This window comes from Leifsonia sp. Y878, assembly GCF_057669685.1.
This window is the reverse complement of sequence record NZ_JBYHFS010000001.1, coordinates 182,605-197,276: the sequence shown is the minus strand read 5'-3', so window position 1 is coordinate 197,276 and position 14,672 is coordinate 182,605. Positions and strand designations below refer to the sequence as shown.

At 63.8% G+C, this 14,672-nt stretch carries 16 protein-coding genes; 8 read left to right on the top strand and 8 right to left on the bottom strand.

The features are described from left to right. Positions 1-22 precede the first annotated feature (22 nt). Genes xseA through AC25Y4_RS00845 form a run of 5 tightly spaced genes read left to right on the top strand, consistent with a single transcriptional unit; the run spans position 23 to position 4,257 of the window. Positions 23-1,225, top strand: a complete 1,203-nt coding sequence (gene xseA, locus AC25Y4_RS00865) for an exodeoxyribonuclease VII large subunit (RefSeq protein WP_488118482.1) — start codon at positions 23-25, stop codon at positions 1,223-1,225. Between the two features lies 1 nt (position 1,226). Next, the gene (locus AC25Y4_RS00860; protein ID WP_488118481.1) at positions 1,227-1,460 is read left to right on the top strand and encodes an exodeoxyribonuclease VII small subunit; all 234 of its coding nucleotides are present in this window, start codon (positions 1,227-1,229) and stop codon (positions 1,458-1,460) included. Continuing rightward, positions 1,457-2,113: a DUF4245 domain-containing protein gene (locus AC25Y4_RS00855; protein WP_488118480.1), complete on the top strand. Its 657-nt coding sequence runs from the start codon at positions 1,457-1,459 to the stop codon at positions 2,111-2,113. The genes AC25Y4_RS00860 and AC25Y4_RS00855 overlap by 4 nt, the downstream gene beginning before the upstream one ends. Before the next feature lie 13 nt (positions 2,114-2,126). After that, a complete protein-coding gene (locus AC25Y4_RS00850) occupies positions 2,127-2,798 on the top strand; it encodes a carbonic anhydrase (RefSeq protein WP_488118479.1) in 672 nt (223 codons plus the stop codon). A gap of 43 nt (positions 2,799-2,841) precedes the next feature. After that, complete coding sequence (locus AC25Y4_RS00845) at positions 2,842-4,257, top strand: class II fumarate hydratase (protein WP_488118478.1); 1,416 nt, start codon at positions 2,842-2,844, stop codon at positions 4,255-4,257. Positions 4,258-4,333: 76 nt separating this feature from the next. On the opposite strand, the gene phoH2 is transcribed toward AC25Y4_RS00845, so the two are convergent. From phoH2 to AC25Y4_RS00830, 3 genes are all read right to left on the bottom strand, one after another. Continuing rightward, positions 4,334-5,623 carry an RNA 5'-3' helicase PhoH2 gene (gene phoH2 / locus AC25Y4_RS00840; protein ID WP_488119499.1) on the bottom strand — a complete coding sequence of 430 codons (1,290 nt, stop codon included), beginning with the start codon at positions 5,621-5,623 and terminating at the stop codon, positions 4,334-4,336. Between the two features lie 250 nt (positions 5,624-5,873). After that, positions 5,874-6,995 carry an aminotransferase class V-fold PLP-dependent enzyme gene (locus AC25Y4_RS00835; RefSeq protein ID WP_488118477.1) on the bottom strand — a complete coding sequence of 374 codons (1,122 nt, stop codon included), beginning with the start codon at positions 6,993-6,995 and terminating at the stop codon, positions 5,874-5,876. Between the two features lie 74 nt (positions 6,996-7,069). After that, complete coding sequence (locus tag AC25Y4_RS00830) at positions 7,070-7,855, bottom strand: isoprenyl transferase (protein ID WP_488118476.1); 786 nt, start codon at positions 7,853-7,855, stop codon at positions 7,070-7,072. A 71-nt stretch (positions 7,856-7,926) separates the two neighbouring features. On the opposite strand from AC25Y4_RS00830, the gene trhA reads away from it, so the two are divergent. After that, positions 7,927-8,628 (top strand): PAQR family membrane homeostasis protein TrhA, encoded by a 702-nt coding sequence (gene trhA, locus AC25Y4_RS00825; protein WP_488118475.1) that lies wholly within the window; start codon positions 7,927-7,929, stop codon positions 8,626-8,628. A 24-nt stretch (positions 8,629-8,652) separates the two neighbouring features. Here trhA and AC25Y4_RS00820 read toward each other — a convergent pair whose 3' ends face one another. Together AC25Y4_RS00820 and mca are read right to left on the bottom strand one after the other, a co-directional pair. Beyond that, entirely contained in the window at positions 8,653-8,889 is a 237-nt protein-coding gene (locus tag AC25Y4_RS00820; RefSeq protein WP_488118474.1) for a hypothetical protein, read from the bottom strand. Continuing rightward, entirely contained in the window at positions 8,886-9,749 is an 864-nt protein-coding gene (gene mca / locus AC25Y4_RS00815; RefSeq protein WP_488118473.1) for a mycothiol conjugate amidase Mca, read from the bottom strand. Before mca ends, AC25Y4_RS00820 begins: the two co-directional genes overlap by 4 nt. Positions 9,750-9,819: 70 nt before the next feature. On the opposite strand from mca, the gene AC25Y4_RS00810 reads away from it, so the two are divergent. Further along, on the top strand, positions 9,820-10,221 hold the full coding sequence (locus tag AC25Y4_RS00810; protein ID WP_488118472.1) for a DUF4307 domain-containing protein: 402 nt from the start codon (positions 9,820-9,822) through the stop codon (positions 10,219-10,221). A gap of 126 nt (positions 10,222-10,347) precedes the next feature. Further along, positions 10,348-10,839 (top strand): transcription elongation factor GreA, encoded by a 492-nt coding sequence (gene greA / locus AC25Y4_RS00805; RefSeq protein ID WP_488118471.1) that lies wholly within the window; start codon positions 10,348-10,350, stop codon positions 10,837-10,839. A 110-nt stretch (positions 10,840-10,949) separates the two neighbouring features. Here the strand turns inward: greA and ilvA are convergent, their stop codons facing one another. From ilvA to AC25Y4_RS00790, 3 genes are all read right to left on the bottom strand, one after another. Continuing rightward, positions 10,950-12,185 (bottom strand): threonine ammonia-lyase, encoded by a 1,236-nt coding sequence (gene ilvA / locus AC25Y4_RS00800; protein ID WP_488118470.1) that lies wholly within the window; start codon positions 12,183-12,185, stop codon positions 10,950-10,952. Continuing rightward, entirely contained in the window at positions 12,178-13,485 is a 1,308-nt protein-coding gene (locus AC25Y4_RS00795) for an AI-2E family transporter (RefSeq protein WP_488118469.1), read from the bottom strand. The genes ilvA and AC25Y4_RS00795 overlap by 8 nt, the downstream gene beginning before the upstream one ends. Positions 13,486-13,554: 69 nt before the next feature. After that, complete coding sequence (locus AC25Y4_RS00790; RefSeq protein WP_488119498.1) at positions 13,555-14,670, bottom strand: ABC transporter ATP-binding protein; 1,116 nt, start codon at positions 14,668-14,670, stop codon at positions 13,555-13,557. Positions 14,671-14,672 lie beyond the last annotated feature (2 nt).

The window sequence follows — 14,672 nt, the reverse complement described above, 5'->3', positions numbered from 1 at the left end:
CAGCCCGTGGGAGGAAGACCGTATGACAGACGCACCACCCACCCTCGATGCGCCATGGCCGGTCGCGCTCCTCTCCAACAAGATTCGCGGCTACATCGACCGCCTCGGCACCGCGTGGGTGGAGGGTGAAGTCACCCAGTGGGGCGTGAGCGGCGGCAACGTCTACGGCAAGCTCAAAGACCTGAACGAAGATGCGACGGTGAGCTTCACCATCTGGTCGTCGGTCAAGGCGAAGCTCTCTGAGAACTTCAAGCAGGGCGACAGGGTCATCGCCCTCGTCAAGCCCAACTACTGGGTCAAGGGCGGATCGCTCACCATGCAGGTGTTCGAGCTGAGGCATGTCGGCCTCGGTGACCTGCTCGAGCGACTCGAACGCCTCAGGGCACAGCTGAAGAGCGAGGGCCTGTTCGACGCGTCGCGCAAGCAGCCGCTGCCGTTCCTGCCGCACTGCATCGGCCTCATCACCGGCAAGGATTCCGACGCGGAGAAAGACGTCATCCGCAACGCCCAACTGCGCTGGCCTGCCGTGAACTTCCGGGTGGTGCACGCCGCTGTGCAGGGTGACCGCACGGTCGGCGAAGTGACCACCGCCATCCGTCAATTGGATGCAGACCCCGAGGTTGACGTCATCATCATCGCCCGCGGTGGCGGCGACTTCCAGAATCTGCTTGGCTTCAGCGACGAGACCCTGGTGCGTGCCGCTGCGGCCTGCACGACACCCATCGTCAGCGCAATCGGACACGAAGCCGACCGCCCTCTGCTCGACGATGTCGCCGATTTGCGTGCATCCACGCCAACGGATGCCGCCAAGCGCGTCGTTCCAGACGTCTCAGACGAGCTCAACCGCGTGCAGCAGGCGAAGGCACGTCTGTCCAACCGGCTCACCAGCTTCCTGTCGTCGGAGATCGATCGCATCTCGCAGCTACGGAGCCGCCCCGTACTGAGCAACACCACGTGGATCGTTGACTCGCGCTCCGAAGAGCTCACCCGCACGGTGGCCCGCGGAACCGAGCTGGTCGAACGCATCATCGACCGCGCAGGCACCCAGATCGTTGAGCTCAGGTCGCAGCTGCGCGCGTTGTCACCGCAGGGAACGCTGGATCGCGGCTACGCGATCGTGCAGCTGCCGAGCGGCCATGTGTTGCAAGACCCCGCAGAGGCGCCGAGTGGCACAGACCTCCGGCTCACCCTCGCTGCGGGAACCCTTACAGCTACGTCGAAATAGAATGGATCCCATGAGTAAGCCTGCAGACGACATCACCGCCCTGAGCTACGAGCAGGCGCGTGACGAACTGGTCCGCGTGGTCAACGAGCTGGAACAGGGCTCTTCGACACTTGAGCAGTCGCTGGCCCTGTGGGAACGCGGCGAGGCACTGGCCAGCCGCTGCGAGGAATGGCTGATCGGCGCCAAGGCCCGTCTCGACGCCGCGCGCGCCGGCCAGGCGGCCGCAGCGGAATGAGCACGGTGAAAGCACCCAAGCCTCCTCGCGTTGTTGCAGAACTCGGTCGACCTGAGACGCCGGACGAAACCGCAGCGCGCCTGACAGAGAACTCGCGCAAGTACCGCGCACACAAGACGATCAACAATCTGGTCCTGTCGCTGCTGGTCACTGTCGGCATGGTGTTCATCATCGTGCTCGCCGTTCCCCGCAGCGACACCCCGATCGACCGCGACGTCGATTACTCGGCCACCGCGTCCCAGCTGCAGCCCGGTGTCGAAGAGCCCATCGCCGATCCGACCCTGCCAGACGGATGGCGAGCCAACTCGGCAGACTGGCGCACGGCATCCGGTTCAGGCGGCGTCGAGTCGTGGAACATTGGCTTCCTCACCCCGACCGACCAGTTCATCGGGCTGACCCAGGCGTTCGACGCCGACCCCAGCTGGATCGCCGACCAGCTGCAGCGCCAGGCCGCTGTCGAGACAACCGTCATCGACGGCATCACCTGGGACGTTTACCGCAACACGGTTCCGGCGAAAGACCGCGGCAATTTCGACTACGCCCTGGTGACCCAGGCCGGCACCACCACCTACCTGCTGATCGGCACCGCCGTCGAAGAGGAGTTCGCCGTGCTGGCGAGTTCACTCACCGCCGACATTGCCGCGGCCGAATAATTGAGAGAGAGCAATGCCTGATCAGGAAGAGACCTCCACTCCGCAACGAACTCCCGCCCAGGTGTGGGAGGAGATGCGTCGTGGCAACGAGCGCTTCGTTGCCGGCGAGCCGCGCCATCCGCGCCAGGACGTCGACCGCCGCGAAGAGCTCGGCCACTTCCAGGCCCCCCATGCCGCGCTGTTCGGCTGCAGCGACTCGCGACTAGCTGCAGAGATCATCTTCGACAAGGGCCTCGGCGACCTGTTCGTCGTGCGCAACGCCGGCCAGGTCATTTCAGACTCCGTACTCGGCTCGCTCGAATACGCCGTCGGTGTGCTTCAGGTTCCCCTCATCGTGGTGCTCGGCCACGACGAATGCGGTGCGGTGCGTGCCGCCATCGACTCGCAGGCAGCGGATGCCCCTCAACTGCCCGTGCACATCGGCACCATCATCGAGAAGATCGTGCCGGCCGTTCGACGGGTGACGGGTGCAACCGACACCGTGCACATCGATGCAGCCACGGTCGACGCCTCAGCAGTGGGCCGCGAACACCTGCGCGACACCGTCGCCGAGCTGCTGGAGAAATCAGAGCTCATCAGCGCCGCGATCGCAGAAGGTACATTGGCTATCGTCGGCGCGAACTACCGACTCGTCGAAGGACGTGCCGACACAGACATCGTCATCGGCGATATCCAGGCGCGCTAGCGCCGCCTACAAAACGCGCTACAACCGAAAGGGAAATCACACCGTGGTGGACAACTCCTCACAAGCCGGATACCGGATCGAGCACGACACGATGGGCGAGGTGCGTGTTCCCGTCGACGCGCTGTACGGCGCCCAGACGCAGCGTGCCGTCGAGAACTTCCCGATCTCCGGATCGGTGCTTGAATCAGCCCAGATCGCGGCCCTGGCTCGCATCAAGAAGGCTGCAGCCCAGGCCAACGCGCGTCTCGGCGTGCTCGACGCGGCCATTGCCGACGCCATCGCAACGGCAGCGGATGACGTCATCTCCGGCCGCTACGACAGCCAGTTCCCGATCGACGTCTACCAGACCGGCAGCGGAACCTCCTCGAACATGAACATGAACGAGGTGCTCGCGACGCTGGCGTCACGCATCCTCGGCAGCAGCGTTCACCCGAACGACCACGTCAACGCCTCGCAGTCGTCGAACGATGTCTTCCCGACATCCGTTCACATCGCGGTGACCGCCGCACTGATCGACGATCTGGTCCCGGCGCTCGACCACCTCGCTGTGGCCTTCGAGGCCAAGGCCGTACTGTGGGCCGAGGTCGTCAAGGCCGGTCGCACCCACCTAATGGATGCCACCCCTGTGACCCTCGGGCAGGAGTTCGGCGGCTACGCCAGGCAGATCAGGCTCGGCATTGAGCGCGTGCGCACCGCTCTCCCCCGCGTCGCTGAGGTTCCGCTCGGCGGCACCGCCGTCGGTACCGGAATCAACACTCCGGCCGGCTTCCCGCAGCTCGTCATCCAGCTGCTCTGCGACGAAACAGAGCTGCCGATCACCGAGGCACGCGACCACTTCGAGGCGCAGGCCAACCGCGATGGCCTCGTCGACGCATCCGGTGCCCTTCGCACCATCGCCGTCAGCCTCACGAAGATCTGCAATGACCTCCGCTGGATGGGCTCAGGCCCGAACACCGGCCTCGGCGAGCTGTCGATCCCCGACCTGCAGCCTGGGTCGTCGATCATGCCTGGCAAGGTGAACCCGGTCATCCCTGAGGCAGTCCTCATGGTGGCCTCCCGCGTCATCGGCAACGACGCCACCATCGCGTGGTCCGGCGCATCAGGCTCGTTCGAGCTGAACGTCGCCATCCCGGTGATGGGTACAGCGCTGCTCGAGTCGATCCGCCTGCTCTCCAACGCCACCCGCGTGCTGGCTGACAAGACTGTCGACGGCCTCGAGGCCAACGTGGAGCGTGCGCGTGCCCTCGCAGAGTCGTCGCCGTCAATCGTGACGCCGCTGAACCGCGTGATCGGCTACGAGGCTGCAGCCAAGGTCGCCAAGCACTCCGTTGCCGCCGGCCTGACCGTGCGTGAGGCCGTCATCGACCTCGGCTTCGTCGAGCGCGGCGAGGTCACGCTCGAGCAGCTCGACACGGCGCTCGACGTGCTGAGCATGACGCGTCCGCCGCAGGCCAAGTAGTCACCAACGCACCACACACGTCGAGCCTGTCGAGATCCCGGAAGGGAGTCGGCAGGCTCGATTCGTGTGTGGTGGTCTACGCCAGCTCGTTGCCCTCCAGCATCTCGGTGACGAGGGCTGCAATGGCGCTCCGCTCCGAGCGGGTGAGCGTCATGTGGGCGAACAGCGCATGCCCCTTCAACGCCTCGATGACCGAGGCGACCCCGTCGAAGCGGCCGACACGCAGATTGTCGCGCTGGGCCACATCGTGGGTGAGCACCACCCGCGAGTTCTGGCCGATGCGGCTGAGCACCGTGAGCAAGACGTTCCGCTCCAGCGATTGCGCTTCATCCACGATCACGAAGGCATCGTGCAGGGAACGACCGCGGATGTGCGTGAGCGGCAGCACCTCGAGAATGCCACGCTCCACCACCTCGTTCAGCACGTTGTCAGACACCACGGAGCCCAGCGTGTCGAAGATCGCCTGACCCCACGGGTTCATCTTCTCGCTGGCGTCCCCAGGCAGGTAACCGAGGTCCTGGCCGCCCACCGCGTAGAGCGGGCGGAACACCATGATCTTCTTGTACTGCTGGCGTTCGAGCACGGCCTCAAGTCCTGCACAGAGTGCGAGCGCGGACTTCCCCGTCCCTGCGCTTCCTCCCAGCGACAGGATGCCGATCTCCGGGTCGAGCAGCAGGTCGATGGCCAGCCGTTGCTCGGCGGAGCGGCCGTGCAGCCCGAAGACATCTCTGTCGCCGCGAACGAGCTTCACCTCTCCCCTGCCCGTCACGCGTCCGAGCGCAGAGCCGCGGTCGGAGTGGATGACGAGGCCGGTGTTGATCGGCATGTCCTGTACGAGCCGGGTGTGGATCATCTCGTTGTCGTACAGCTCGTTGATCTGGTTGGAGCCGAGCGTGATCTCGTCGAGGCCCGTCCAGCCGGAGTCAACGGCGAGCTCATGCCGGTACTCCTCCGCCGCCAGGCCGATGGATGCTGCCTTGACGCGCAGCGGGAGGTCTTTCGAGACCACGGTGACGTTCAGCCCGTCATGGGCCAGGTTCATCGCAACCGCGAGGATGCGTGAGTCGTTGTCACCCAGCTGCAGACCGGACGGCAACACTGACATGTTCGAGTGGTTCAGTTCCACCCGCAGGCTACCGCCGTCGCCGACGGGGATCGGGAAGTCGAGTCGCTCATGCTTGATGCGCAGTTCATCGAGATTGCGCAACGCCTGCCTGGCGAAATAGCCGATCTCAGGGTCGTGCCGTTTGGACTCCAGTTCGGTGATTATGACAACGGGAAGCACCACTGAATGTTCGGCGAATCGGAAGATCGCCTGCGGGTCAGAAAGCAGGACAGACGTGTCGAGCACGTATGTGCGCTCGATAGTGCCAACATCCGCTGTTGACGAGTCAGCGTTCTGGTAGTCGGTTCGATTCGAGGCCACAACCACTCCCACCCCGCGCTCTGCGCGGATCCTTCGGCGAGCTGGCCACGGGCGGGTTATCGAGCCGTACTTATGTGGCCGTCTCGATCAGGCGCCATACCTGATGTGCACGACGCTAAAGCCGCGGGCCCGGAATGTCGAGAGCGACACGCCAACCGCAACAAGAGATTCACATTCACGGCATGAACCGTTAGTAGGTCACGGCCGACGAGAACGACATCAGCGCGCTCCGCAGCATCTCCAGGGTCTCGCGCGACGTGCCGGCGTGCACGGAGAGGCGCACAGCGCCGAACCGGGACGTGACGTTGATGCCATGGTTGTGCAGCGAGGCGACCAGCAGCGTGAGGTGCTCAGCCGGCGGCTCGAGCACTACGATTCCGGCGCGCTCACGCAAGTCCCTCGATGAGACAACGGGAATCCCGAACTCATCGGCCAGGTCGATGACCTGGGTCACCGTGTCAGCGATCACAGCGGCGATCGCCTGGACGCCGACCGACTCGATCTCTTCCAGTGCGGTGGAGAAGCGTGCCTGGGCGATGGCGTCGCCATTGCTGACCTGGAAAGCCTTCGCGCCGTTGGCGGGCGGCGGCACCTCGTCCCACGGATCTTCGACGCTGCTGGCGTTGAATCCGGAGAACACCGGTGTCAGCTGCTCAGTGGCGCGGTCGCTGAGGGCAAGGAACCCCGTGCCCCAGCCGGAACGGACCCATTTCTGACCGCCGGACACCACGACATCCGCGAGCTCGAATGGCGCGTCGACGACGCCGAACCCCTGGATCGCATCGACGATCAGCAGCCGGTCGCCGATGACCTGCCTGATGCCCTCAAGGTCTGCGAGATAGCCGGTACGGGAATCGACCAAACACACTGCGACAGCGGTGATGCTCGACCCCAGCTGGTCTTTAATTTCGCCCGGTGTGACCCGGCCGTGGTCGGTCTGCAGCCAGGTCGGGGTGAGCACGTGCAGCGATTCTGCGGCGCGCATCGCCGCGAACGGCACGCTGGGAAAGTCAGCAAGAGACAGCAGTACGCCGCCGGTGAGACCGAACATGGCGTGCATGAGCCCTGAGCTGGCATTGGGCTGGGCGACGACCTGGTCTGCACGGAACCCGGTGACGGCCGCAACGGCGTTCTCGAGGCGCACGTTCTGTCGGAAGAGATTGTCGAGACTGCCGAACCTGGCGCGCGCAAGCACATCGGTTTGCGCTCTGTCCTCAGCGACGACCGCAGCCGACAGCGGGCCGACCCGCCCGTAGTCGAGATAGCCCGGCTCTTCAGTAAAGCCGTCAATGTACTGCTGCGTTGATGTCATCCTGCCCAACCTCTCCGCACTCATTCTTACAGAGAGCCCGTTTTCTTACAGAGAGCCCCGTGCCAACGCAGGTGCTAGCCGCCGTAGCGGCGGTGCCTGCGCGCGTAATCGCGCAGTGCGCGCAGGAAGTCGACCTGGCGCAGATCAGGCCCGAGTGCCTCCACAAAGTAGAACTCGCTGTGCGCGCTCTGCCACAGCATGAAGTCACTCAGCCGCTGCTCCCCAGACGTACGGATGACCAGATCAGGATCCGGCTGGCCTCCCGTGTAGAGATGCTTGCCGATCAACTCTGGCGTGAGCGTCTCCGCGAGGTCTTCCAGCGTGCCGCCGTCTGCGTGGTGGGACGCCACGATACTGCGCATGGCATCCGTTATCTCTGCACGACCGCCGTACCCGACGGCCAGGTTGATGTGGAGCCCCTTGTTGCCTGCCGTGCGGGCCTCTGCGGCGTTGAGTGCCTGCACCAGCGGTTCAGGCAGCCCCTTCTTCGAACCAACGTGCTGCACGCGCCAGTTGCGATAGTGGGAGAGGTCTTCTGCGAGGTCGGCAATGATCTCAAACAGGTCAGACAGTTCGTCGCTGTCGCGCTGCAAGAGGTTGTCGTACGAGAGCAGGTAGAGCGTGACGACGGAGATGCCGAGGTCGTCGCACCACTCCAGAAACTCGCGCATCTTCGCGGCACCGGCGCGATGACCGTGCGACACGGAATCGTAGCCGAGCTGCTTGGCCCAGCGTCGATTGCCGTCAATGATCATGGCGACGTGCCGTGGCACGACATCCGGTGTCAGGCCGCGACGAATACGGCGCTGGTACACCTCGTAGAGGAGACCACGCCCGAGAGGTATTTGCCGCTTCTGCACGTATTTACGGTAGCCCCATTCGGCTCCTTCCGCGCACACAGTGGCGGATGCTGCTGTCGTAGTCTTGCTCTATGAGCACAGAGCGCGATATTCCAGCACTGCCTCTGCACGAGGCAGACGACCTCAGTCAGGCCGATGTGAAGCCCACCTGGCGCGGGTGGATTCACGCTGGAACCTTCCCCGTGACAGTCGTCACCGGTGTCATCCTGCTCATCGTCGCCGATGGGCCTGCCGCGAAATGGTCGAGCGCCGTCTTCGTCGCGACGTCGATGCTGCTGTTCGGCAATTCAGCGCTGTATCACCGCTTCAACTGGTCGCCACGGACGAAGCTCATCCTGAAGCGGATCGACCACGCCAACATCTTCCTGCTCATCGCCGGCTCGTACACGCCCATCGCCGTGCTCGCCCTGCCGCCTGAGAAGTCGACCCTGCTGCTGACGCTGGTCTGGGCCGGCGCGATCCTGGGGATCGCGTTCCGCGTGTTCTGGATCGGCGCCCCGCGCTGGCTCTACGTTCCGCTGTACGTGCTGCTTGGCTGGGGCTCGCTCATGTACATCGTCGACTTCTTCCAGGCCAACGCCGCGATGATGACGCTCATCCTGGTCGGAGGCCTCTTCTACACGATTGGCGCCGTCGTCTACGGTCTCAAGAAGCCGAACCCCGTTCCTGGCGTGTTCGGGTTCCATGAGATCTTCCACAGCCTCACGGTTCTGGCGTTCCTGTGCCACTGGGTCGCGATCCTGATCATCGCCACCCACCCGCTCTATCCCTAGTCGAGCGCTGGCCGTAATCGACAGCTAGCCCTTGTCGGGCTTGTTCGCGTTCTTCTCGGCCAACTCAGCCTCAAGGCGTGCCGAAATCTCAGCGCGGTAGTTGGTGCGGCGAATGCGGCGAATCATGTCGATCGCGAGGAGCACGACAGCGACAACGACAAAGAAGAACAGGAAGAAGCCGCCAGGACCCGGTGTGACCGTGTCAGGGTTGAACTCCGGCGGAGGGGTTGTCGCCGCGATGAAGCCAAGAAGCGGGCTCATGCGTCATCCCGTACGCCGGCGAAAAGGTCTGATTCAGGCACGATGGATGTCACTTTCGATTCGATGAGTTGAAAATCTTCATAGGGCCAGGCTTTGCGAACGAGCCAGTTGGGCCAGAAGAAGAAACCGCTGTCAGGGGCGACCTGGCTGGCGTGGGCGCGCAGCGCTGCGTCTCGCACCTCCAGGAAGTCGCCGACCGGGATGTGGGTGGTCGCAGTGTGCGGGTAGTCCTTCATCCAGTCCCTGGCCTCCCCCAGCGGCTCGAGGAGTTCCGAATCCGGCTCGGTGGCGCTGAGTTCCAGGTACATCGCGTCGACGCGCTGCAAGTTGAAGATGCGGTCGTAGTACAACTTGTCGATCTGCCACGGTTCGCCGGCGTCTGGGTAGGCCGTCGCATCCGCTGCCGCCCGGTAGGCAGCCATCGACACGTCGTGGGTGCGAATGTGATCGGGGTGCGGATAGCCACCCTTCTCGTCATACGTGATCAGCACCTGTGGCTTGAACTCGCGGATGATGCGCACCAGTGGCTCGGCGGAAATCTTGACAGGGATGTCGGCGAAGGAATTGGGCGGCACTGAGCCGTCGTCGTTCATGCCGGAATCCTGATAGCCCAGCCAGCGGTGCTCGACTCCGAGGATGCGCTGCGCTTCGGCCATTTCGAGTCGGCGAAGGCCGGGCAGATCCCGCTCGGCCAATGCCCGATTCGGGACGGCCTCATTCAGGATGCTGCCGCGTTCACCGCCCGTGCAGCTCACAATCAGCACTTCAGCGCCCTTGCTTCGATATGAGGCATAGGTCGCAGCGCCCTTACTCGACTCGTCGTCGGGATGGGCGTGCACCGCCAATAGACGCAGTGTCACGTAACTCCTCAGGAATGCCAGCTAATCTTGAGAGCAAGCCTAATCGTTGAACATGAGTGTGGAGTCCTGAGTGAGTGAGAACGCCGAACTCGAGTCTCGCTATGGGCGCTCGAAGCAACGGATGAAGCGTGACCGACGCCTGTACTGGCTCGTCGGCGGGGTATTCGCCGTCATCCTGGTCGCCTGGGTTGTCTGGGCAGGACTGGACGCATCCGGTCCCCAGATCGAGACCCGCGACATCGGCTACACAATCATCGACGATTCAGCCGTCAGCATCACGTTCGAGCTCTCCGTGCCGAGCGGCACGGCCACGGCGTGTGCCGTCCAGTCTCTGAACGAGAGCTTCACCGTCATCGGCTGGAAGATCATCGACGTTCCCCCCTCAGACACCTACACTCGCTCATTCACCGAGGTCGTGCGCACCAGCGAACTCGCGAACACTGGATTGATTTACCGCTGCTGGCTGACCTAGACTGTTGTATTCGCCTCGACGATCATCGTCGGGGCGTCGACTGTATCTCTGGACGCTGTTCATCATGAGCAGAACCAATCTGGGGCGAAGCACCAATCTGGTACGAAGAAGCAGAGGAGAATATCCATGGCTACCGACACGACAGTCACCTGGCTCACCGAAGAGGCCTACAAGCGTCTCGAGACGGAACTGGAAACTCTCAGCACGACCGGACGTGATGACATCACGAAGAAGATCGAGTCAGCGCGAGAAGAGGGCGACCTCAAGGAGAACAGCGGCTACCACGCCGCGAAGGATGAACAGGGCAAGATCGAGGCCCGCATCCGCACCCTCACGCTGCTGCTGCGAAACGCTGAGGTCGGCAGCGCGCCCGAAAGCCACGGCGTCGTACAGCCAGGAACGGTCATCACGGCCACCATCGCCGGAGACGAGACCCGCTTCCTCCTGGGCAGCCGTGAGATCGCCGGCAACAGCGACCTGGACGTCTACAGCGAGCAGAGCCCGCTCGGCGCTGCGATCATCGGCCTCGCCGTCGGTGCGTCCACCAGCTACACGGCTCCGAACGGCAAGGAGATCACCGTTGTGATCTCTGAGGTCGAGACCTTCACCGGCGCCTAAAAGTACAGGCGCCTAAAACGTCGCTTCACCACGCACACTGCGGTTGTCCCACCTGAATCATTCAGGCAGGACAACCGCAGTTCTGGTTAAGCGTGCTGACGCGTGATGATTTAGGAGAAACGCGGGTCGTAGCCCGCCGAACGCAAGAGCTCGACGACCTGCTCACGATGTTCTGTCCCGCGGGTCTCGACGCTGATGTCGATCTCAACTTCGCTCAACTGGATACCGACGCCATGACGGGTGTGCAGTACCTCGATGACATTGGCGCGCGCCTGGGCAAGCAGCTCTGAGATGCGGGCGAGCTGGCCGGGGCGGTCAGGCAGCATGATGCGGAGCGTCAAGTACCGGTCGGAGGCAGCGAGGCCGTGGCTGATCACGCGCTGCATGAGCAACGGGTCGATGTTGCCGCCAGAGAGGATGGCCACCGTCCGCCCTGTCGGGGCGATCTTGCCCGCAAGGATTGCGGCAACGCCAACGGCGCCGGCGGGTTCGACCACAAGCTTCGCGCGCTCGAGCAGCACGAGCAGTGCACGCGCAATGTCGTCTTCACTCACCGTGACGATCTCATCGACGAGCTCGCGGATGATGGCGAAGTTCAGCACGCCAGGCTTGGCAACGGCGATACCGTCAGCGATCGTCGGCTGGATGACGATCTCCGTCAAGACCCCCGCGGCGATCGACACCGGATACGGGGCAGCGTGCTCCGACTGGACGCCAATCACACGAATCTCGCGTCCCTCGCGGGCCGCCCGTTGCTTCACGGCGCTGGCCACGCCGGAGATCAATCCGCCGCCACCGATCGGCACGATTACTGTTTCGACGTCTGGCACCTGGTCGAGGATCTCCAGGCCCAACGTGCCCTGGCCGACGACGACATCCTCGTGGTCGAACGGTGGGATGAGGATTGCGCCGGTCTCTGCGGCGAATTCAGCGGCTGCCAGCAACGGCTCGGTTACCGTGTGCCCACGCAGCATCACGTCTGCGCCGTAGTCACGCGTCGCCTGCAACTTGGGCAGCGCGACGCCGATCGGCATGAAGATCGTGGCCTTGATGCCCAGCTCCCGCGCGGCGAAGGCCACGCCCTGGGCGTGGTTTCCGGCTGATGCCGCCACGACGCCCTGTGCGCGCTCGGCTGCGGTGAGCTTGGAGAGCCGGTTGTACGCCCCACGAATCTTGTATGACCCCGTTCGCTGCAGGTTCTCGCATTTCAGGAAGACCGGCATCCCGAGCACCTCTTCGAGGTACCGCGAGCTTTCCATGGGCGTCACCTGTGCCACTTGGCCCACAATGTCGCGGGCGGCTTCGATCTCGGCAAGTGACGGACCGGCGACGTGGGTTTCAGTCATTCGTGGTTCTCTCTGTATCGGCGGCGCCCTCACTGGGCGATGAATCGGGGGATGTGGCAGCGGAGGTGGCGGGAGGTGACTTCTGGTCAGGCTTCGACACGAGCACGCGGCGGCGGTACCGGGGTGGTTGTTGCGGCACCGTTTGCCAGAGGTTGGATTGTGGCAGTCCGCTCGACAAGGGGGCATCGCCTCGCCAGACCCCGCTTGCGATGTAGTTGATCATCACGTTCAGCACGGCGGCGACAGGGACCGCGAACAGGGCGCCTGGGATGCCGGCCAGCAACGACCCTGCAGCTACGACGAGCACGACCGCCAGCGGGTGCACCTTGACGGCGGTGCCCATGATGAGCGGCTGCAACACGTGACCCTCCACCTGCTGCACCAGCAGTACCACCCCGAGCATTGCCAGCGCGACTATCCAGTTGTTGAAGATAAGGGCGATGACCACCGCGATTGCCCCCGTCGCGACGGCACCGACAATCGGAATAAAAGCGCCGAGGAAGACGAGTATGCCGATCGGAATGGCCATCGGAACACCAAGGAGCGCGGCGCCGACCCCGATGCCAACGGCATCGATGGAGGCCACGAGAATCTGCACCCTGACGAAGTTGCCCAGTGTCTCCCAGCCTGCCCGCCCTGCGCCATCGAGGGCGACTCGTGCACGCTTGGGGAAGATCCGGACGATCCAGCCCCAAATGCCTTTACCGTCAATGAGGATGAACAGGAGACTGAACAGAGTGAGCAGCAAGCCGGCCAGGAAGTGCCCAAGCGACGAGCCCACCGACAGTGCGCCACTGATGAAGACCTGGCTATCGGCCTGGATCGCATCCCATATTTGGCTGACGAAACCGTTGAGCTGGGATTCGGAGAATTGGAACGGCGGCGCAAGCAGCGCATCCCTCAGGCTCACATACGAGGACTGGAGCCGGGACGTGAGCCCCACGGATCCGCTGGCGATCTGGGTGGCAGCCAGGGTGATCAGACCGGCGACCACGGCAATCGTCAAGATCAATGCTGTCGCGACAGCGAGACCCTTTGGCCATTTATGCCGCGTCAGGAATGTAACGAGCGGAACGAGCAGGGCAGAGAGCAGCACGGCAACCAGCACGGGAATGACAATGAGCCGCAGCTGGATGACGAGGTAGATGAAAACGGCAATGGCGGCGGCGATAACGAGCAGCCGCCACGACCACGCGCCGGCCAGACGCACGCCCTTCGGCATGGACTCCTCGACGGTCTCAGGCACAGGTTCTCCCTTGGAGCGCGCTGTGCCGCCGTTGGTTCCCGTGGAATCCGTCACGTGCTCAGTCTAGAACTGTGGTGGCCATACTCCGTTCAGCTCCTTGCTCCGTTCAGCTGCTTGCTCCGTTCAGCTGCTGAGACGCACAGACACCGGGTTGCCCCGAAGTCGGAGGTGGGCGAGCTCACCCACCGTCGGAACGGTTCTCACGTCGTGTTGCACGAGCACGTGCTGGCCGTCGTTCATGGCGACAGTCGTGCGCCGCAGCGATCCATGAAAGCTCGACGCGGTGACGATCCCGCTGATGATCCCGCTGACGACCCCACTGACGACCGCGTCGCCATATTCGCCGTCTGCCGGCAGCAACTCGATATCCTCAGGGCGCACGAAGACAGCACACTCACCGTCATCCTGCGAGGGATCCAACAGCGGCAGCCGAACGCCATAGACCTCGGCCGTGCCATGTGCGACCGAGCCGCGGATGGCGTTACTGAGCCCAACGAATTCAGCGACGAAAGCCGTCGCTGGGCGGGCATACAGTTCCTCGGGGCTTCCGATCTGCTCGATCACACCCGCCTTCATCACCGCGACCCTGTCGGCGACGGCGAGCGCCTCGTCCTGATCGTGCGTGACGAACAGGGTCGTGATGCCGAGATCAGACTGGATGCGCTTGATCTCATCCCGCAGCTGTACACGCACCTGTGCATCCAGCGCAGACAGTGGTTCGTCAAGCAGCAGGACGCGTGGCTCAGTGACGAGGGCGCGCGCCAGCGCAACGCGCTGCTGCTGGCCGCCGGAGAGCTGATGGGCGTAGCGATCGGCGTGCGCTTCCAAACCGACCATGGCCAGCGCCTCCCGTGCGCGTTGACGTCGTTCATCGGCGCCAACCCCGCGCATCCGCAACCCAAACTCAACGTTCTTGACCACGCTCAGGTGGGGGAACAGCGAATAGGACTGGAAGACCATGCCCATGTCGCGTTTGCTGCTCGGCAGCTGAGAGACGTCGCGGCCGTCGAGTGTGATCGTGCCGGCATCCGTTGATTCCAACCCGGCCAGCACCCGAAGGGCCGTGGTCTTTCCGCACCCGCTTGGCCCGAGCAGGGCAACGAATTCACCGGAATGCAGCGTGAGGTCAACGCCGTTCAGCGCCCGGTGGCCGGCGAAGTCTTTCACGACGCCAGTAAACTGCACGGCCGCTCCCGTACGCCGCGGTTCGGTGTGTTGCGTTTCACGCTGTCGTTGCATGG